This is a genomic window from Paenibacillus assamensis DSM 18201 (assembly GCF_000422445.1).
GTDB classification, from domain to species: domain Bacteria; phylum Bacillota; class Bacilli; order Paenibacillales; family Paenibacillaceae; genus Paenibacillus_B; species Paenibacillus_B assamensis.
This window is the reverse complement of sequence record NZ_AULU01000006.1, coordinates 141,201-161,742: the sequence shown is the minus strand read 5'-3', so window position 1 is coordinate 161,742 and position 20,542 is coordinate 141,201. Positions and strand designations below refer to the sequence as shown.

20 protein-coding genes are annotated in these 20,542 nt (G+C 44.0%); 8 read left to right on the top strand and 12 right to left on the bottom strand.

What is annotated here, in order from left to right:
* Positions 1 to 43: 43 nt before the first annotated feature.
* The 10 genes from H580_RS0103715 to leuC form a co-directional block, all read right to left on the bottom strand.
* A complete protein-coding gene (locus H580_RS0103715) occupies positions 44 to 631 on the bottom strand; it encodes a GerMN domain-containing protein (RefSeq protein WP_028593593.1) in 588 nt (195 codons plus the stop codon).
* A gap of 73 nt (positions 632 to 704) precedes the next feature.
* Complete coding sequence (locus H580_RS0103710; protein WP_036604515.1) at positions 705 to 2,189, bottom strand: N-acetylmuramoyl-L-alanine amidase family protein; 1,485 nt, start codon at positions 2,187 to 2,189, stop codon at positions 705 to 707.
* A 110-nt stretch (positions 2,190 to 2,299) separates the two neighbouring features.
* Positions 2,300 to 2,929 (bottom strand): ATP-binding cassette domain-containing protein, encoded by a 630-nt coding sequence (locus H580_RS23240; RefSeq protein WP_051217219.1) that lies wholly within the window; start codon positions 2,927 to 2,929, stop codon positions 2,300 to 2,302.
* Positions 2,926 to 3,810, bottom strand: coding sequence for a hypothetical protein (locus H580_RS25350; RefSeq protein ID WP_051217218.1), 885 nt, complete (start codon positions 3,808 to 3,810; stop codon positions 2,926 to 2,928). The genes H580_RS23240 and H580_RS25350 overlap by 4 nt, the downstream gene beginning before the upstream one ends.
* Positions 3,800 to 4,453 carry an RNA polymerase sigma factor gene (locus H580_RS23230; protein WP_245583478.1) on the bottom strand — a complete coding sequence of 218 codons (654 nt, stop codon included), beginning with the start codon at positions 4,451 to 4,453 and terminating at the stop codon, positions 3,800 to 3,802. The genes H580_RS25350 and H580_RS23230 overlap by 11 nt, the downstream gene beginning before the upstream one ends.
* 37 nt (positions 4,454 to 4,490) lie before the next feature.
* On the bottom strand, positions 4,491 to 5,204 hold the full coding sequence (locus H580_RS0103690) for a hypothetical protein (protein ID WP_028593591.1): 714 nt from the start codon (positions 5,202 to 5,204) through the stop codon (positions 4,491 to 4,493).
* A complete protein-coding gene (locus H580_RS0103685) occupies positions 5,197 to 7,362 on the bottom strand; it encodes an ABC transporter permease (RefSeq protein WP_028593590.1) in 2,166 nt (721 codons plus the stop codon). The genes H580_RS0103690 and H580_RS0103685 overlap by 8 nt, the downstream gene beginning before the upstream one ends.
* Entirely contained in the window at positions 7,362 to 8,231 is an 870-nt protein-coding gene (locus tag H580_RS0103680) for an ABC transporter ATP-binding protein (RefSeq protein WP_028593589.1), read from the bottom strand. Before H580_RS0103680 ends, H580_RS0103685 begins: the two co-directional genes overlap by 1 nt.
* Positions 8,232 to 8,406: 175 nt before the next feature.
* Positions 8,407 to 9,021 (bottom strand): 3-isopropylmalate dehydratase small subunit, encoded by a 615-nt coding sequence (leuD, locus tag H580_RS0103675; protein ID WP_028593588.1) that lies wholly within the window; start codon positions 9,019 to 9,021, stop codon positions 8,407 to 8,409.
* Positions 9,022 to 9,038: 17 nt separating this feature from the next.
* Positions 9,039 to 10,460 carry a 3-isopropylmalate dehydratase large subunit gene (leuC, locus tag H580_RS0103670; RefSeq protein WP_028593587.1) on the bottom strand — a complete coding sequence of 474 codons (1,422 nt, stop codon included), beginning with the start codon at positions 10,458 to 10,460 and terminating at the stop codon, positions 9,039 to 9,041.
* Between the two features lie 196 nt (positions 10,461 to 10,656).
* Between leuC and H580_RS23225 the strand changes: the two genes are divergently transcribed.
* Entirely contained in the window at positions 10,657 to 11,631 is a 975-nt protein-coding gene (locus tag H580_RS23225; protein WP_051217217.1) for a LysR family transcriptional regulator, read from the top strand.
* Between the two features lie 77 nt (positions 11,632 to 11,708).
* Here the strand turns inward: H580_RS23225 and H580_RS0103660 are convergent, their stop codons facing one another.
* Entirely contained in the window at positions 11,709 to 12,527 is an 819-nt protein-coding gene (locus H580_RS0103660; protein ID WP_028593586.1) for a carbon-nitrogen family hydrolase, read from the bottom strand.
* A 147-nt stretch (positions 12,528 to 12,674) separates the two neighbouring features.
* Here H580_RS0103660 and H580_RS23220 point away from each other — a divergent pair, with 147 nt between their 5' ends.
* Together H580_RS23220 and H580_RS0103650 are read left to right on the top strand one after the other, a co-directional pair.
* Positions 12,675 to 13,211 carry a hypothetical protein gene (locus H580_RS23220; RefSeq protein WP_051217216.1) on the top strand — a complete coding sequence of 179 codons (537 nt, stop codon included), beginning with the start codon at positions 12,675 to 12,677 and terminating at the stop codon, positions 13,209 to 13,211.
* Between the two features lie 191 nt (positions 13,212 to 13,402).
* On the top strand, positions 13,403 to 14,599 hold the full coding sequence (locus H580_RS0103650) for a pyridoxal phosphate-dependent aminotransferase (protein ID WP_028593585.1): 1,197 nt from the start codon (positions 13,403 to 13,405) through the stop codon (positions 14,597 to 14,599).
* Between the two features lie 275 nt (positions 14,600 to 14,874).
* Here the strand turns inward: H580_RS0103650 and H580_RS26120 are convergent, their stop codons facing one another.
* Entirely contained in the window at positions 14,875 to 15,066 is a 192-nt protein-coding gene (locus H580_RS26120) for a hypothetical protein (RefSeq protein WP_157282681.1), read from the bottom strand.
* A gap of 124 nt (positions 15,067 to 15,190) precedes the next feature.
* On the opposite strand from H580_RS26120, the gene proB reads away from it, so the two are divergent.
* The 5 genes from proB (at position 15,191) to H580_RS0103625 (ending at position 20,516) form a co-directional block, all read left to right on the top strand.
* Positions 15,191 to 16,291: a glutamate 5-kinase gene (gene proB / locus H580_RS0103645; protein WP_028593584.1), complete on the top strand. Its 1,101-nt coding sequence runs from the start codon at positions 15,191 to 15,193 to the stop codon at positions 16,289 to 16,291.
* Positions 16,292 to 16,375: 84 nt separating this feature from the next.
* The gene (locus H580_RS0103640; protein WP_028593583.1) at positions 16,376 to 17,623 is read left to right on the top strand and encodes a glutamate-5-semialdehyde dehydrogenase; all 1,248 of its coding nucleotides are present in this window, start codon (positions 16,376 to 16,378) and stop codon (positions 17,621 to 17,623) included.
* A 132-nt stretch (positions 17,624 to 17,755) separates the two neighbouring features.
* Positions 17,756 to 18,628, top strand: coding sequence for a pyrroline-5-carboxylate reductase (gene proC / locus H580_RS0103635; RefSeq protein ID WP_028593582.1), 873 nt, complete (start codon positions 17,756 to 17,758; stop codon positions 18,626 to 18,628).
* Complete coding sequence (locus H580_RS0103630) at positions 18,625 to 19,842, top strand: 2,3-diketo-5-methylthiopentyl-1-phosphate enolase (RefSeq protein WP_028593581.1); 1,218 nt, start codon at positions 18,625 to 18,627, stop codon at positions 19,840 to 19,842. The genes proC and H580_RS0103630 overlap by 4 nt, the downstream gene beginning before the upstream one ends.
* Positions 19,839 to 20,516: a 2-hydroxy-3-keto-5-methylthiopentenyl-1-phosphate phosphatase gene (locus tag H580_RS0103625; protein WP_028593580.1), complete on the top strand. Its 678-nt coding sequence runs from the start codon at positions 19,839 to 19,841 to the stop codon at positions 20,514 to 20,516. Before H580_RS0103630 ends, H580_RS0103625 begins: the two co-directional genes overlap by 4 nt.
* Positions 20,517 to 20,542 lie beyond the last annotated feature (26 nt).

Below are 20,542 nucleotides of genomic sequence, written 5' to 3'. Positions count from 1 at the left end.
TGTCGATTGTCATACATATTTAACTATCCGTTAAACATCATTACTATGGTCGCTTGATAGGATGTTCCAATGTCACATGCCCCATCAAACTCTCAGTTGCTTGGCCATCTATTAAAATATCAATGGCTTTCACATCTTCAAATTGGAACAACGTTTGTGTCAACGCATTAAGCGCGAATTGCTCTCCGCCAGAACCAAGGTTTGCTCCTTCAGGAATGTGAATATCGATTGTCAGCGTACCATTATCGAACTTGTGAGACTTAAACTGAATTTGCTCCCACAATGCGTACGTATTAGGCACGTCCGTCTTTTGCAATGCCGCTAGCACAGCATCGAATCTTTCCTTGTCAGTCGTATAAGTGAACGTTTTATCGTATGATTTCAGTTCCATCAATTGATCGTCAGAAATATACACTTTAATTGTCTGTTCTTTTTTCTCTGGTTTTGGAGTTTCTTCTGGTTTCTGCTCAGGCTGCCCAGGAGTCTGCTCACCAGTTGTTGGTGCAGGATTCTGACCGGTCGCCGTTGGCGGTTCTACCGGAGCAGGAGCAGTCGACTTATTCCCGCATGCAGATACGATACTCATAGCTAGCACTAGCGTCGCTAGAATCATCCAGTTCCTACGTTTCATGTAACATGACCTCCCTTATATACCATATTAAACGATCTAACATATGTTCAGGTTGCAAATTTATTAAGATGAATTATTTTACATTCAGGTAATCTTTAATTCCGTTAACAATTTGTCCTGCTACTTTGTTCTGGAATTCTGCGCTAAACATCTTTTGCTCATCGCTTACATTGGTTAGGAAACCGAGTTCTAATAACACCCCTGGCATCTTCGTGTTTCGAATAACGTGGAAGTTCCCCTTCTTCACACCCCGATCACGCATGTCTGTTCCCTTCATAATGTATTTATGCATTACTTCAGCAAACGCTTTGCTTTCTGGGCGATAATAATACGTCTCGACACCATTTACACTTGGAACAGCGATACTATTGCCATGGAACGAAATGAACAAGTCAGCGTTTAAATCATTTGCAATTTTAACTCGATCCTTAAGCTCAAGGAACCTGTCATCTTCACGTGTCATTACCACATGGAATCGACTGTCCTTACGAAGAATCTCTGCTGTCTTCTTCGCCATTTGCAAGTTAAAATCCTTCTCGTAGCGTTTCTTGACACTCACAGCACCTGAATCATGCGCACCGTGTCCTGCATCAAGGACGACTACATACTTGCCGTCTGGACGTGATGGTTTCGAAGGATCCACTGGTGGTTTGACAGTGCCTCCATCGCCGTTATTATTACCCTGTCCTGTTCCCTGTTCAACAGTTATCGATACCAATCCTTCGGTGGATGTACTCACATGATAACTGAGAGCTTGCGTCCCATCAATAACAAAACGCACCGTATTCGGAGAATTGCTAAAGAGCGAGTATCGAATTTGCTTCACGTCAGGATAATCAGTAACCGTGAATGTGCCTTGGCCCATATGCTCCTCGAACCCAAACCGCTCTCTAAACTGTTCTGAAAAGTTTGTTTTAGGAAAGTCTATAACGATGCGCTCTGGATTACTCATCGTCATAATCTTAGGTGTAACTTCTCGATCCAGAGCAACATGTAACGTGTTCTCATAGAAATTCATATCAATGACTTCAGTATCATCAGTAGATGGCTTACCACTCGTATTGCCGTCTTCGCCTTCTCCTGGAGTTGTTGGCGGCTTAGGTACTTCATTTCCACTTCCATCAGGTGTGAACAAATAGACAGACTTCGTTGCATGATCCCAATCTACTACCAATCCGAATGTTTCACCAATAAATCGAAGCGGAACTAGGGTTGTCCCATTTACAACCTTAGGAGCTACAGCAAGGTCGATCACTTGACCATTTACATATCCCTTTTTATGACCTACTTCCAATGTAATATTTTTGTAGTTGTCAGAGATACGTACTTTCTGCTCCTTACCACCTTCCCAATTGACACGGTAACCTAATTCTTCTGATACAATTCGAATAGGTACCATTACCACACCTTGAGTGATTTGAATCGATTCCGTCGTATGTAAGGAACTCCCATTCAAATACAAACTAGGTGCTGCTTGTGCCTGTGTCCAACTAGGAAAGACTAGACATATGACCATAACGAAGAACAAACTTGCACATAACTTTCTTTCTCGCTGCATCTTCACCTCTACATCCTTTCAAGTTGTTCTGTCTCTTTGAACTTATGAGAACAATTTCAATGATACAGACGTAAGATTAGACGTGAAATAATGCAAAAAGTTGCGAGATTTTAATAAGTGGTATTATCATACAACTTACCAGATTTCATTGTTAAATGCTGGTTTGTGATCCAAGCGTTAGGATCATCATCTGCAATAATTATTGTATTTCTACGTGCATATAGTGCAAACAACGTTCTCAGACGCTCCGCCTCAAATGGATCAATATGCTTCAATGGTTCATCCATAACAATAATAGATGGCGCACCTAGAAAAGCCTGCGCCAAAATAATCCGCCGCTGCATACCTACGGATAAGCTATTCATTCTACGCCTTCTTATATCAACTAAACGGAATAATTCCAGCACAGATTCGATAGATTGTGTAGATAGGTTCCCCTTAAGCCCTGCCATATAACGAAGCAACTTCTCCGTTGTCATCTCTTCATATGAGATTACCTCACTAGGTACATAGCCAATTTGGCTCCGCAGTACACCAAGATGCTGCTTATACGGGACACCATTCCATAATAACTCTCCCTCATCAGGATCAGATGCACTGGCTACTAGCTCCAGGAATGCTGATTTCCCAGAGCCGCTAGCTCCACTAATTACACATAATCCTTGCCTAATGTGTAATTCGCCAATCTCAACATGGAAGTCTTTGCTTATTTTCTTTTTTATCCCACGAACCGTAATCATAATGAAGTCACCTTTCGACCATATCCGTCTGTACGAATAATTTTCACAACGCTGTCAACGGCTAGTAGAATGCCAACCGTAAGTGCTACCCCATTTTGCAAGAGATACAAGGAAGTATTTACCTTCATAATTGATAATTCATTCATTAGCATATACAGCAGCCACACACTACCTGACCAACGATAAGCAGAGTTAATCCCTTTTCGATATTGAATCGCAATGAGCATACCCATAACAAGTGTTGCAGGAGCGAGCCAGTTAAGTATGAACAGCATTAAAGACAATTCTTCACCTGATACATAAGCAGACAAAGACCCCCCAAGCCCAAGTACAACACTGACAACATACATTAGAAACAAACGAACCATAAATTGCAGCTGTGGTGGATATGGTGTTACCATTTCCAACTTTCGCATCCCGTTATTTGAAGATCGAAATGAATATAGCAGCCCTGCTCCCATATAAGCAGGAATTGTCCACGGAAACAACTCCCATAGCCAACTCGCTCTTATTTCATTACTACTAGCTACGGATATTAACAAAATAAACATCGCGGCAGTAGCAATAAAAAATTTAGCGTGATAAACATAGCATTGTAATCGCAACAAGTGTAATAACGATAATCGATTGGTCGTTGTTGGCTGCAGATTTGCAAATAGGTCATCATTATTGTCCACTGAACTACTATCTTTTTCCAAATTGCGCTGTAAAGCCAATTTAAAATGAGGTCGCAATACGGCAATGAGACGATCCGTCTCTTCCTGCTTAGGGGGAGACGCTACATAGGATTGTAAAAATGGAGTAAGATCCTGCTCTAGTTGCTCTTCATCCGCTGTATTCGTATTCTTCGCATTATCATTCGTGCCATGATTATATTCCATTACGGCTCCCCTCCTTTTGATTTCTATTATTAGAAAGTGACGAGACAGCATATTCCAAAGGCATTACATCCTTAAGTACATTCTGTTTATTTTCAATTAGCTTCTTCTTCAAACTTCTAAGGGCACCATATAAGTGAGATTTGACTGCACTGAGCCCCAACTCCATCGTAATCGCAATTTCCTCAAGCTTAAAATCATGATAAAACCTTAATATGACAACTTGACGTTGAAGCGGTGTTAACTGTTCAAGCACACCTATCAACTCTTTACGCGTTTCTTGCCGCTCAATTAGTTGTATGACGGTAGATGAAGCCGCTTGTTCTCGACCTAGAAGCTCTTGCTCCACCTCCTCCATACAATCAACCATTTTCACCTGATTAACCTCGGCGCGACGGAAGAAGTCTCGACATAAATTACCTGCTACCCGATATAACCAAGGCTTTACTAAGGCAGGCAACCTTTCCTGCTGCAACTGCTTAATGAGTCGCAAAAATGTCTCTTGTGCAATATCTTCCGCCCGCTTGCGGTCATTCAGCATTCGTTCCGCATAGATAACGATCGGAGTATGATAGCGACGGACAATCGTCTCAAATGCTGCTTCATCCCCAGCCGCCATTGCTGCTATCAACTGCTCATCAGTCACTGCCACTCCCCCTATCTCTATTATTTTATGGTTAGCCCTAATCCTCACCTACTAAGTTGCACCACCGCTCTCTTCTCTCGAACAGCCAGATCGCTACTGCAAATAACAAGATCGCAAGCACTAAATAAACGATTCGATTGACAACTCCATGCACTTCTAGATTCCATGTGTATATGAATGTACTCCACTCCCCAAGCATGCTTCCAACTGATAAGGCCTCCATCATCCACCAAAAAAATGCCGCCAACCAGCCGATATATGCCTGTCTTGTCCATGCCATAAAAAATAATAAAAGGGAAAGATAAAATATAATTGTTGTCCAAGCAGTCCATACGACGGTCCACAAGGATGCCGATCCATAACCAAACCCACTATCCCATCCTTGAAAAGATCGAATAAGGACTTCATCATATTTAATCACATAAATCGAATACCAAATCGTCTGATAGCACAACACAGCAGCAAGCACTAGCACTATTTTTCTCAAATAAATGCCCCCGATTGACACAGGCCACGCTGCTCTAATTTCCAACATGGGCAGCGTCGACTCTTTGTACGTCATTACAATGAATACAACTATAGCAAACGGAACTGCTCCAACTTCATGCATATAGAATGTCATTGGTGGATTGCGCTCGATACCGCGCAGCAACAACAATACAGACATCAATCCTATCTCTGAAATAAGCAGAAACGACCACCAGGACAACAGCTGTTTAAGCTCATAAACCCAATTCGATTTATTACTCATGGCCCATTACCTTCGACCATTTTTCGTGAAACGATTGCTCCGTAATAACTGGATATAACCCTTCTGGCATCAGAAGTCCTTTGTTATAAAAATAATTTATAGCATGAACATCGATATAAAATCGATTATATGTCTCATAATAATAACGCAACAGGTTCTTTAGCTCTTCTGACTTCCCTTCCATATAGGCCGTCGTAAACTTCTTAACTGTATGATGACGCTCTCTCATCGGGAATTTCATTTGCGAGTCTACTTCCATTCGGTACATCTCCAGCAGCATAAGGCGGAGCTCCATAACGAGTGATTCTGACAAATCTACCTTGTAATAAGACATCAATTTGCTCGGCTCACCGAACAAGATACCCTCTAGCACGAGTGTCAACTGATAATCATCCAGGTTTCCATGCTTAGACTGACGTATGTAATAGGAATTTCCTACTACCTCCCCCGTATAAGAAGCGCTTGCTATCTCTTCTTGAGGCATATATACAATTTGCTTAATATGCTCATGAACAGGAAGCCACTGATGGTAGTACGCCAACGCCTTTCCAACTCGACCAGCAAACCTTTCAGCCTCTTGCTTGTTACTAGGCGTTGTAAGTAAAGTTACCTCGCTATGAGGGATATTTACTTCTAAAAATGGGCCGCTCCATAAGTCCATGCCACTAGCATTCAAACTTTCATATTGGCGAACTGGTATATCATTGCTATTATTCTGTTGTAATGAAGGCAACTCAGAAATATTCGTGTATACAGATTCATCGAACCCTACAAGTGTAAGCCTCATATGATGTCTCTCCGGGCTGCGATCACTTGAAGAACGTTGAAGAGACCCATCACTCCCATACAAACTAGATTGATTCATCAGAGGATACCATGCAACTTTATGCTTAAAATGCATCCCGTCTTTCACAGCCGAGTGCGATACGACTTCGTTTCCTTCGCTATAGGAGCGGACAATTCCCTCAATCATGTAATCGAACGAGATCGTTGCTCGCTCCCCTTTTTTCCATACACCTTCCCTATTGGAAACGAGTATAAATTGGCCCTCACGCTCAAAGTTCACAGACTTCCCGTTTAGTTTGACATTCTCTACATAGAAAGGAACATCAAGCGTAAAGGGAATTACAGAATGACCTTCTTCCACAAATGTCCCTGTCAAGCTAGCATCAAACTTCAACACACGATCATTTTGTCTCGTAACCTGCACATTTGTTTCTTCCAGTTTCATCATTTGCTCTGGATACAACTCATTCACTTGTTCAAATATACGTGCGGATTCTGCAAACTTTTTACTCCAAGCAAGTCGCTCACCCCACATCATCCCATAAGGAACAGCACTGAGTAACAAAAGCACAACGCTTCCAACGAATGCCATTTTCCAATTTTTCACGGTTCGCCCCGGCTGTTGACTTTGAAGGAGCATGATTCCACACACACTCAACGTAACGATAAAGGCAGTGGCAAATAGTCCATAGCGAAGTGTTTCATCCATCAACCAAGGTGTCGCCCATAATTCATGATAGTGAAATCCACCAGATAAAAATTGAGTAAGGTGAAATAACTTCAATGGATTTAGTTGCAATATTTCAACGAGCACGATGTCATTAAAATAAGTCCCGAACATCCAACCACACAGCCCGATAAAATAGACGATGCGATTACGTATCCATGCAGCCAATGTCATTCCAATCGTTAATGTCAATGCATAAGACAGTACATACAGTGGTATAAACAATGTCAAAGTACGCCATAGCGCATCACTTGGAACTTCTTTTGCGAGCGAAAGAAATACATATACCCCCAGCGGAAATAATATAAATAATGACATATAGATCATGCCAACTAACCATTTTGCACTCCATATTCCTATGCGGGATATAGGCAATGCACTCATCCATTCATAGGAAGGTTGAATCATATCTCTACGAATAAATAGAATACCTAATATCATAGAAATACTTAAGGTTAGAACATGCTGGAGTTTGTTATAGTCATCTAAATAGTAATACAAGTCCTCTGATACCGGGGGCGCAGCCACGGAAAGTGTCTGATACATCCACACACCAAAAAATACAGGTATAAGCAGCCATAAGGGTCTATCCACCATTACTTTACACTCATATTGAAACTGCCTAGTCCACCTCTTCCACCGCATTACTTCGCACCTCCAAGAAGCGCCAAGTATCCATCCTCCAGGGAAGGCGCAACTGCGATAGCCTCTGCATATGCAGGTTTCTTAACACTTACGATGCGGCACAATACCCCTCGGTCCAATCGCTTCGCAGATACTAACACGTCTGGCTGAATATGAACGAATTGCTCATCGGAGACCTTTACTTGCCACACCTTACCTTCTGCATGTGCAGCAAGCCCTTCAGGATGGCCGACATATTGCAGTTCGCCTTGATTCAACACAGCTAATTGATCACAACTTGTCTCGATATCCGCAACAATATGGGTTGATAGTACAACGATGCGATTGTTGCTGAAGCGGTTCAGCAAATTGCGGAATCGCACTCTTTCCTCTGGATCTAGCCCTGCTGTGGGCTCATCAACGATCAATACGCTTGGATCACCAATCATAGCCTGCGCGATGCCTAGCCGTTGGCGCATACCACCAGAATACGTTTTGATCTTATCCTTTGCCTTCGCTGTCAAGTTTACTTCCTCCAACATCTTATCTACCATCCGCTTACGCGTCGCTGTATGACTGAATCCTTTCATTAACGCTACATAGTCAAGAAACTCTCTTCCTGTCATGAGCGGCTGGGCCTGAAATGATTGTGGTAAATAGCCAATCACCCCACGAATCCGATGAGCATCGTTTTCCATGGTCATACCATTCACGCAAATCGTGCCTGTGGTCGGCTTCTGAAGGGTTGCTAGCATACGAAGAAGTGTAGATTTGCCCGCACCATTTGGCCCCAATAAACCGAACATTCCATGTTCTATCGTTACATCTATATTAGATACAACAGCTATATTCCCCTTATACTGCTTCGTAACACCTTTCAACTCGATCACGTTATAGTCCTCATTTCATCATGCGTATTTACCGGTATACCACTATAACGACCATCCTCTTCAAATAGTTAGGTGGTTTGCAATTTTTAAAATGAAAATACCCTGCTGCCGGATTTTTTCCAGACAACAGGGTATTATAACGTTGCTAATCTATTTCAATAGTCATAATCAGCAATTAAGCTTGAACTGGATACGCCAATCGTTCTTGATGCGATTGTTCATAGGCAGCAATCTTGTCGTGATGCTTCAACGTCAACCCAATATCATCTAGACCTTGGAGAAGGAATTGACGGCGGTGCTCATCTAGATCAAAGGAATAAGAAAGTCCATATTCATCTGAAATCGATTTGTTTTCCAAATCAATGTGAAGTTGATAACCTTCGTGCTTATCCGCACGTTGGAACAACTCCTCTACCTGCTCCTCTGAAAGGATAATAGGAAGAATACCGTTCTTGAAGCAGTTGTTATAAAAAATGTCTGCATAGGATGGTGCAATTACACAACGGAAACCAAAATCCAAGATCGCCCATGGAGCATGCTCACGCGAAGAGCCGCAGCCAAAATTGGCTCTAGAGAGCAATACCGATGCGCCTTGGTAGCGCGGCTTGTTCAAATTAAACGACTCTATTGTATTTCCTTGCTCATCAAATCTCCACTCAAAGAACAAGAATTGACCAAAACCACTCCGTTCAATTCGTTTCAAAAATTGCTTCGGAATAATAGCATCTGTATCCACGTTGACTCGGTCTACAGGAGCAACGAGCCCTGTTAATTTCGTAAATGGTTGCATCTGTTCGTCCTCCTCTACTAGTTTAATACTTCTGCTTTGAATTCCCAATTGCGTACATCGAAGAAGCGACCCTTAATCGCAGCAGCTGCTGCCATCGCTGGGGATACGAGATGTGTACGTCCACCGCGACCTTGACGACCCTCAAAGTTACGGTTCGATGTAGATGCGCAGCGCTGACCTGGCTGAAGCACGTCAGGATTCATCGCCAAGCACATACTGCAGCCCGCTTCACGCCATTCAAATCCTGCTTCCGTAAAGATGCGGTCAAGACCTTCACGTTCTGCCTGCATCTTCACACGTCCAGATCCAGGTACAACAATTGCAGTTACGCGATCACTAACGGTATGACCTTTAGCCACAGCAGCAGCCGCACGCAAGTCTTCTATACGTCCATTTGTACATGATCCGATGAATACATAGTCAATTTCTATCTCTGTCATTGGTGTCCCTGGCGTAAGGGCCATATACTCCAAAGCTTTCTCAGATGCTTTACGCTCGTTCTCTGTCTCCATCTCTACAGGGTTTGGAACAGCTGCCGTAATGTCTGTACCCATACCTGGACTCGTTCCCCACGTTACTTGTGGAATCAATGATTCAACATCGAACTCAATAACAACATCATAGAAAGCTCCCTCATCTGTTACAAGATGCTTCCAGTGTTCCACAGCTGCGTCATAAGCTTCATCTTGCGGTACATATTGACGCCCCCGCAAATAATTGAAAGTAGTCTCATCTGGAGCAATAATACCAGCACGAGCTCCCCCCTCGATGGACATGTTGCATACGGTCATACGCTCTTCCATCGTAAGCTCACGAATCGCATCACCTGTATATTCAATGACATATCCAGTCGCAAAGTCTGTTCCATATTTAGCAATAACACCGAGAATCATATCCTTCGCTGTCACGCCTACATTGCGCTTGCCAACAAAACGAATTTCCATCGTCTTCGACTTCGCTTGCTGCAAGCATTGTGTTGCCAATACGTGCTCTACTTCACTCGTTCCGATACCAAATGCCAACGCACCAAACGCACCGTGTGTAGAAGTATGGCTGTCACCGCAAACGATAGTCTTGCCCGGATGCGTCAATCCAATCTCTGGTCCCATGACGTGAACAACACCTTGATCGATATCATTCAAGTCAAACAAACGAACACCAAAATCAGCGCAGTTCTGTGAAAGTGTATCAATTTGTTGTTTGGAAATAGGGTCTGTAATATTGAAGCGGTCTTTCGTTGGAACGTTATGGTCCATTGTCGCATACGTCAAATCTGGGCGACGGACCGGACGACCGCTCAAGCGCAAACCTTCAAATGCCTGTGGAGAAGTAACTTCATGAACAAGATGCAAGTCAATATATAAAATGCTAGGCTTTCCTGTTTCCTGTACAATGACGTGCTGATCCCAAATTTTTTCGTATAGTGTCTTCTTAGACATGTTTCCTCACCTCATCAAGTGATTTGCAAATTCTCTCTCTTTACGTTTCTCTGTGAAGTCAGATGCGTTCGTCCCGCATTAACTGCATAAATCTATTTATCTTGGGACTCAATATACCATTTCTTTCTTAATTGTTCCAAGATATAATATCTATAATATTGATAGGTTAAGACTATAAAGAGGAGGGCATATGCTTATGGAAATAAGACAATTACAATACGCCATTCAGATTGCGGAGGAGCGTAATTTCTCTCGTGCTGCAGAAAAGCTTCATATCGCACAGCCTTCATTGAGCCAACAGTTGTCCAAGCTAGAAAAGGAAATAGGCGTTCTATTGTTCCAACGAACGACCAATTCCGTAGAACTGACTCACGCTGGAACGGTATTCGTTGAACGTGCACAAGCGATTGTAGACTCTCTTGAGCAGCTCAAAAAAGAGATGTATGATATTTCCCAAACGAAAGCAGGAAAAGTAACAATAGGCACGATGCCTATTACAGGCTCGCACCTGCTGCCGCATGTGCTGCCATCCTTTCATCGCAGATATCCTGATATCGAGCTTGTCCTTACCGAGGAACCGTCTACTTCCAATCTAGTGAAATTAACGGCACAAGGAAAAAACGATCTTTGCCTAGTATCGCTTCCCTTGTCAGATCCATCACTCGAATATGAGCCTATATTGGAAGAAGAAATTGTACTTGCCGTACCAAGGAACCATCGGTTGGCTGCGGTGAATGTAACTGAATCATCTACCGGAACAACTGCTATACCGCTTGCAGATGTTAAGGATGAGCCTTTTATATTTTTAAAGCGAGGTCAAGGTTTCAGGCAAATTACAATGGATCTTTGTAGTCAAGCTGGCTTCGAGCCGCGAATTGTATTTGAGAGTAGTAATATTGAGACAGTTCAATCACTCGTTGCTACAGGAATGGGGGTGGCGCTTGTTCCAGCCTTTATTGCGACAGCACCACGGAGCGAGTTCGTTCCACAATATGTCGCGCTTGAAGGGCAGCCTGCCCGCACGCTCGTACTGGCCTATCGGAGCGGCAGATATATGTCTAAGGCAGCAGAAGCATTTAAAGAAACGCTGCAAGATACATTGAGCGCCCAATTCGGCAGTCGTGTCCGTGCAGCAACAACGAACAGCTTACCGTCTACGACGATAAATTAGCCAAAAGAAAGAGGAGGTCTTTGTTCTCAGCCCTCCTCTTATTCCTCTAACCCAAATATCTAAAAGGGTATATGTATTTACTTTTGTAATTGATACAGACCATCACGTCTATCCTCGAACACGGGAATTCGACTGCGAACCTCCTGCACCAATGAAATCGTGAGTTCACCTTGAATTAGACGTTCTTGGTCATCTCCCTCTACAATCAACTCGCCCCATGGATCAATGATCATCGAATGACCAAAGAAAGAAGTTGGCTTGCCGTCAGAGCCAATACTCGTCCCCATCCGATTGCAGGCAACCACATACATTTGGTTCTCAATCGCACGTGCTGTCAACAAGGTTTTCCAATGATGAAGTCGTGGATTTGGCCACTGAGCAGGGACAAACAGTACTTCTATATGCTGCAATGCCAAACTGCGGATATACTCCGGAAAACGTAAATCGTAACAAATAATAATGCCGCATTTTACTCCATCTAATTCGAATATGCCTAGCTCATTTCCGCTATGTAAGTGAACATGTTCATCCATTAATTTAAATAAATGGGCTTTGTCGTAGGAATGTACCAACTCACCCTTTTTATTAACTACATAAGAACGATTGCGAATTTGCCCCTCCTCTTTTACAGCTACAGATCCACCAACAATATGCACATGATGCAAGGATGCCATTTCAGACAGCAGCTTCAAAGTTTGCTTTCCATCTTCATCTGCTAACTCATGTACACGGTCAAGTGCATAGCCTGTATTCCACATTTCGGGCAGGACAATTACATCAGGCATATGAGCTGCAACTGCCGCTTCAATCTGTTTTATAACTTCTTCTACATTTCGTTCTGGCTCACCAATTCGAATATTCATCTGAATAGCGCATACATTCCACGTCTTGTTCATCGACGCCCCTCCAAAATGTGTAGTTTCTACCATCATACCCTTTCATGGAAACACGTCAAGATGGGTACAGTAAGGAAAGCAGTTTCCGACTCGCCATTTATTTCTTACTGTTTTGGCCACTACAGATCCATCGTTAGGAGTTGACGTATGAATTTATCAGCTGCACAAGTCAAAGCTTTTCGTAAAATATGTATCTTTCTAAGCGCTGTCCTGCTCACCTTAACACCGAATGTTGTATCAGCTATTCCAGAACATCAGCATAATACACAGCCGCACTCTGCTCAAACAGTCTTACCCGAGCAACCAACACAACCTTTGCCGCAAGTGCAACTATTTGATATGCAGCAAGAACGGATCGTCAAAACGATACCTAACACACCCGCTATTCAAGCAGAAGCCACAAAATGGCTGCAATCGGTAACCGGCCTTTCTCCACAGTTAAATATAGGAAGTAAATGTGGTTATATCGTTCGCATCGCCCTTGCCAATCCATACCAGATCAAACTGCCGAGGCTTGAATTACAAACGAAGGATGTGTTCTTGATCTACTGCCCGGACAAGCAGCCATTACTGCTCGTGTTTACACCTGAACGCAAACCATTTCTGCTTGAATTCAAACACAATGTCCAGCCTTTCATGGAAGAGCTAATGAAGCCTATGCTGCCAGGTGCAGAACAACAATAATCGTTTTGCTGCTTAGCTATTCAATTGCAGTTCGCTAATTTGTGCAAAAAGCTGTACACACTAGGAAAAACATGCTAAATTATCGACTTAAGGCAAGTATTATCGGCCTAATCGCTGAAGCTAACACTGCACAATTATGTGCATGCATAAGCATGTTATCTCAAATCATATTCCGGAGTGTGAGATTAAGAATGACCTTGAGCTCTAAAAGTTCCTTTCCTATCGTTCCTGCGTCGCGCATGCAGCATTTGCCGACGCAGTTTTTTGCACAATTGGTTAAAAAGGCGAATGCACGTATGTCAGCAGGCCATGACGTTATTAATTTAGGGCAAGGCAATCCTGACCTTCCTACACCTGATCATATTGTCCAGGCCATGAAAACAGCAGTAGAGAAGCCAGTGTACCATCGTTATCCACCCTTCAGTGGCTTCTCCTTTTTGAAGGAAGCTGTTGCAAAACGGTACTTGGAAGATTATCAAGTTACGCTTGATCCTGAGACGGAAGTAGCCGTTTTGTTCGGTGGAAAGACAGGGCTCGTTGAAATTAGTCAAATTTTGCTCAACCCAGGCGATGTATGTTTAGTTCCTGATCCCGGTTACCCGGACTATTGGTCTGGTGTTGCTCTAGCAGGAGCTGAAATGGCTATGATGCCATTGACAGAATCCAATGACTACTTGCCCGATTATGATGCTATATCAAGTGATACATTAAAACGTGCTAAGCTGATGTTTTTAAATTATCCTAACAATCCAACATCTGCAATTGCAAATGCAGCCTTTTATGAACAAACCGTAGAGTTTGCCCAACGCAATCAAATTGTAGTGGCTAGCGACTTTGCATACGGTGCGATTGGCTTCGATGGCCATACACCGATTAGCTTCCTTCAAACGCCTGGCGCAAAGGAAGTCGGTATAGAATTCTATACCATGTCCAAAACGTATAATATGGCTGGATGGCGTGTAGCATTTGCAGTTGGGAATGCTGAACTCATTAGACTCATTAACCTCATGCAAGATCATATGTATGTCAGCTTGTTTGGAGCTGTTCAAGATGCTGCGGCAGCAGCTCTTAACGGTTCACAACAATGCGTGTATGATCTAGTACATACGTATGAGACGCGCCGCAATACGCTGTTCGATACGATGAAATCAATAGGTTGGGAAGCTACACCATCACCAGGTTCCTTTTTCGCATGGTTGCCCGTACCTACTGGCTACAACTCTGCTTCTTTTGCCGATATATTGCTGGAACAAGCAAATGTAGTCGTAGCACCTGGCATCGGTTTCGGTACACATGGAGAAGGATATGTACGAGTCGGCCTACTTGCTGATCATGCACGCTTGCAAGAAGCTATTGACCGTATAGGCAAACTACGGTTATTCGGTTAATATTGTTCGCTCTAAACGCGTAAACTGATTATAATAGGAATACAGTCGTTTCACTCCTTTACAGCGATGTAATCTCATGGTAAACTACTGAGAAATTAAGCAGTGAAATACAAGAAATCTAATCATGAAACGCGATGACAGGACCAGTACACGAGTTCAGACACGATTAGAGAGCGGGAGCCACCGGCTGCAAGCCCCGCCGTGTCCCCTCGTCGAAACCTACCCTTGAGCGGTCAGTATGGAATGTACTCGCAATGGCAACAGGCTATCTCATGTCAGTTGCATGTATGCGATAAGTCCTGACCTGAACGGAACTCCACCGTTATTGGATAAAGCAGGAAGATTCTCGGTTTGTTATCTGGATGTACATAACATTCCGTTTCTTCAACTAAGGTGGTACCGCGGAAGCCCAGACTTTCGTCCTTTATTGGACGGAAGTCTTTTTTGTTGTTATGTTGATGATTCATGAACAGCTTCTTGATACATGATTACACTTCCTGCTCACGTAACGCATCATAATTAGATTTAGCTGATTTAGATGACTTGTACCTAATCACTTGCTAACCTAAAGAATTATTGAAGGTGAATCCGATGAATCAACGTATTGTCGTCAAAATAGGCAGCAGCTCATTAACGTCCGAGCAAGGCGGATTGGATCGCAGCAAAATTGCTTTCTATGCCAATGAGCTCCTTTCAATCATAGCGAATGGACACCAAGTTGTTCTTGTTACTTCTGGCGCAGTGGCAGCAGGTTTCACACGAATCGGCTACAGCACTCGTCCCAAACAACTTCACGAGAAGCAGGCAGCTGCAGCTGTCGGTCAAGCACTTCTGATGCAGGCGTATCAAGAGCAATTCAATTCGCAAGGTGTTACTGCCGCTCAGATTTTACTTACACGCCAGGACTTTGCGAATCGCAAGCGCGGCCATAATGCATGGTTGACGATCGAAGAGCTAATCAAACAAGGCGTCATTCCTATCGTCAATGAAAATGATACGGTTTCAGTCGATGAGCTAAAGTTCGGAGATAATGACACATTATCAGCACTTGTAGCTAATCTCGTACATGCGAATCAGCTTGTCATTATTACAGATACAGATGGATTGTATACAGCAGATCCACGCAAAGATCCGAATGCTAAAAAGTTTGAACATATTGAAACGATCACTGAAGAAATCTACAGCTATGCTGGTGGTGCAGGAAGCACAGTCGGTACAGGTGGAATGCGTTCTAAATTGGATGCCGCTAAAATCGCGATGCGAGGCGGAGTTAAGGCATTTGTGGGAAGAGTCCAACAAGATGGTGATTTGAGACGTGCGGTAGAAGGAATTGGTGCAGGCACTTATTTTGCAACAAAGCAAAATGGTCTCCCTGTTAAAAAACAGTGGCTTGGCTTCCATTCCACCCCGCTCGGAACCATTGTTGTCGACGCAGGTGCAGAACAAGCATTGCTAGGAAAAGGCTCCAGCTTGCTCCCTGTAGGCGTTCATCTTGTACAAGGTGATTTTCACGCTGGGGATGTCGTTGAAGTAACGGGTATCGATGGTAAAGTGATTGGTCGAGGAATCGTTAATTATGAGCATGATCAATTGCAGCAAGTGGCTGGCTGCACAACTGTTGATGTACTTAAGAAGCTAAACGTACCCCGTATTGAAGTCATCCATAGAGATGAATGGGTTACATTAAGATAGGCATGCTTAATCAACAGAATTACTAAGTTATCATTGACATTAGACGGAGTCATAGATGAACAGATGTAAGAGGAGGAACCTAAGATGAGTGAAGTTAGAAATAAAGCACTGCTTGCCAAGCAAGCGGCTGTTAGTACGAATCGGTTGACGACAGAAGAAAAAAATAACGCATTGCTCCTCATGGCCGATCAGCTTATTACAGAACAACAATCCATTATCGAAGCCAATCAACTCGATTTGGAGCGAGGAAGAGCAAATGGAACAAGCACATCGCTGCTTGATCGACTTGCCCTCAACGAAGAACGCATTGCTGACATCGCACAAGGGCTTCGCCTTATCGTCGAATTGCCAGATCCTGTTGGCGATGTGCTGCAGGCGTTCGAACGCCCTAATGGTCTTAAGATCGAGCAACTACGTGTACCGCTAGGTGTCATCGGAATGATTTATGAGGCACGCCCTAACGTAACAGTCGATGCAGCAGGGCTTTGCCTAAAGACCGGAAATACAGTAGTTCTACGCGGTGGCTCTGCTGCCCTGGAAACGAACAAACGTATTGTGGCTGTACTTCATCAAGCATTACGCGAAACCGCAATTCCTGTAAATGCCTTGCAATATATTGAAGATGCAGATCGGGCATCTGTAGATGAGATGTTGACCTTAAACGGTATTTTGGACGTAGTTATCCCTCGCGGTGGTGCCTCATTAATTCAAAATGTGGTGCGCAATGCTACTGTACCTGTAATTGAAACAGGTGCTGGTATTTGCCACACGTTCATTGATGCTAGTGCAGATGCTGAGATGGCTCATCAAATCGCTTATAATGCGAAAGTTCAGCGCCCTTCCGTTTGTAACTCGATGGAAACGCTGCTCATACACCGTGATTATGCTGTGGAACAAACGAAAAAGCTGCTGCAAGCTTTTCAAGAACGTGATGTGGAATTGCGAGGCTGCTCACATACACAACAGCTTCTTGGCAATATCACACTAGCAGCTGAGCAAGATTACAGAACCGAATATAACGACTACATTCTTAACATTCGAATCGTCGAATCTCTAGACGAAGCATTGCAGCATATTACCCAATACGGTACAAAGCATTCTGAATGTATTGTAACGGAGAATGCTGAGCATGCAGCTCGCTTCTTACAAGAAGTCGATGCAGCTGCTGTATACCACAATGCATCGACTCGTTTTACAGATGGTTTCGAATTCGGCTTTGGCGCTGAGATCGGAATCAGCACACAGAAACTACACGCTCGCGGGCCTATGGGTCTACCTGCATTGACATCCAGTAAGTACAGAATAAGCGGAACTGGACAGATAAGAGAGTAATCTCAAGTGTAATTCGTCATATGTGCCGTAACCCGTCATCCCCTCCTCCATCTAAGTCACGAGGATTTGGAATGACGGGTTACTTGTATACAAATAATTGCACACATATTTGAAATAGGAGGTTTCTATACAATGAACCAATCTACTGTAAATGCAACGGCAAACAACAAAGCACTAACTTACTGTTTCTTCGGCGCAGGGTCTCAAGCAGAAGCGATCGTCCGCGGCATGCTGAAGCAATCCATTACTGCTCCTAGCCAGATCCAAATGATTAATCGCAGCAACCAAGAACGCTTAGCCGAACTGCGTCAACGCTATCATATCCAAGCTGACAACGATATGGACACGAAACGCCGCTGGCTCAGCGAAGCAGACATTATCGTCTTAGCAATGAAGCCAAAAGATGTACGAGATGCATGTCATGAATTGCGCTCGCTTTTGCGTGAAGACTGCCTTGTCATCTCCGTCATCGCCGGGCTTTCCATTGACTCACTCCAGCGGATGCTCGGTTCCATCGCGGTTGTGCGTACCATGCCGAACACATCCAGTACAATAGGTCTCGGCGCGACAGGTGTAAGCTATTCTTCCGAGGTAACTGCTGAGCAGCGTGAGATTGCGATAAATCTGCTGCAAGCGATTGGAATCGTCGCTGAAGTAGAAGAAGTTTCGATTGATGCGATAACAGGGGTTTCCGGGAGTGGCCCTGCTTATGTATACTATTTAATGGAAGCCATGATTGAAGCAGGCATCCAAGAAGGACTAGAGCCTGAGCAAGCCCATGATTTAGTCGTTCAGACTGTTCGTGGCGCGGCTGAAATGGTACGACTTACAGGCGAATCGCCTGCCGAATTGCGACGTAAAGTGTGTTCACCTGGCGGAGCAACATTAGCTGCTCTCACTGTAATGGATCAAAACGGTGTTGGAAAGGCGGTGAAATCGGCAGTGCATCGCGCTCGAACTCGTGCCGCTGAGATGGGCGAAGAGATTGGGAGGGAGATACATTGAGTAATACTTGCGTAGCAACATACCGCTTGTATGATGATCGTGCCGATTTTTATAAAAAAGCAGAAAGTATTGCAGTTGGATTAACCGTCGGCAGTTGGACAGACATTCCAGAAACGAAGAAGGCCTCGATGCAAAAGCATCTGGGCCGTGTCGTTGATGTACATATTCACGAAAGCGACGTACCTAATGAACGCTATGCTGATGTTCGCATCGCTTATCCAGATGTGAATTTCAGCCGTGATATCCCCGCACTGCTCGTAACCGTATTTGGTAAGTTATCCATGGACGGACGCGTGAAGCTGCTTGATCTGGATTGGTCATCTACGTTCCAGCAAGCCTTTTCAGGGCCAAAGTTCGGGATCACAGGTATTCGAGAACAGTTGGGTGTACACAATCGTCCACTGCTTATGAGCATTTTCAAATCTGTTATCGGTCATGACCTTAGCGCTCTGCGTGAACAATTCCATCAGCAAGCGTTAGGCGGTGTCGATCTCATTAAGGATGACGAAATATTATTTGAGAATCCGCTGACACCCATTCAAGACCGAGTTAAAGTTTGTCTAGAGGCCGCTAAACAAGTAGAAGAAGAAACCGGCAAAAAGCTGCTCTATGCTGCGAACTTGACAGGGCCGACCTTCGAACTGCGCGATCAAGCACGCCGTGCTATTGACGCAGGTGCGAATGCACTGCTGTTCAATGTACTAAGCTATGGATATGATGCTCTACACGGACTGGCTTCTGATCCTGATATTTCAGTACCGATTATGGCACATCCGGCTATGGCAGGAGCGCTTTACCCATCGCCGCACTACGGCATTTCAGCTCGCTTATTGCTGGGCAAGCTGCTCCGTCTTGCTGGAGCTGACTTCGTGCTGTTCCCTTCACCATATGGATCAGTGACGATGCCGCTGGAAGATACGCAAGGGATTCGCGAAGCTTGTCTAGATACAGCTCGTCCAATGAAGCAAAGCTTCCCAGTCCCATCTGCAGGCATTCATCCTGGGCTCGTTCCGCTAATCATTCGCGACTATGGTATCGATGTTGTCGTTAATGCAGGCGGTGGTGTTCATGGACACCCACTCGGTGCAGCTGGAGGTGGACAAGCATTTGTTCAAGCTATTGATGCTGTTCTACAAGGAATAAGCCTTAACGATTACGCACAACATCACGAAGCCTTGCATCAAGCGATTCAAATATGGGGGACAAAAGAGTGAACAACATGAAGAAGAAAGTCATCTTTTGTGATTTTGATGGAACGATAACGGCCAATGACAATATAGTCGCGCTCATTAAGCACTTTAATCCGGAAGGATGGCGGGATATCGTTGAGGATGTGCTAGCAGAACGCATCTCCATTCGCGATGGTGTCGGTCAAATGTTCGCCTTACTCCCCGCTTCTATGAAAGATCAGGTCATTCGCCAAGCTATTAACCAAGCTGTAATTCGACCTGGCTTCAAGGAGTTTCTAGCTTTCTGCAAACAGCATGAGATTGAATTCTATGTGACAAGCGGTGGAATTGACTTCTTCGTCTATCCATTGCTAGAACCATTCGATATATCGCACAATCATATTTATTGCAATGGCAGTGACTTCAGCGGAGAACATATCCGAATCACCTGGCCGCATGCATGCCAAGAGCCATGTACAAATGATTGTGGAATGTGCAAAACAACTATCGTTCGTCAATTCCCTGCTGAGCAGTATGAACGAATCGTCATTGGCGATAGTGTTACTGACTTTGCCGCAGCGAAATTAGTGGAATTTGTATATGCTCGTGCACAGCTTATCGATAAGTGTGAAGAGCTTGGACTCCCGCATGCAACATTCGATACGTTCTATGATATAGTTGAGCATTTATCTGTATCTATTGTTTCCCGAACATCCTAAATAACTTTATCATTCTAATTGAGTCG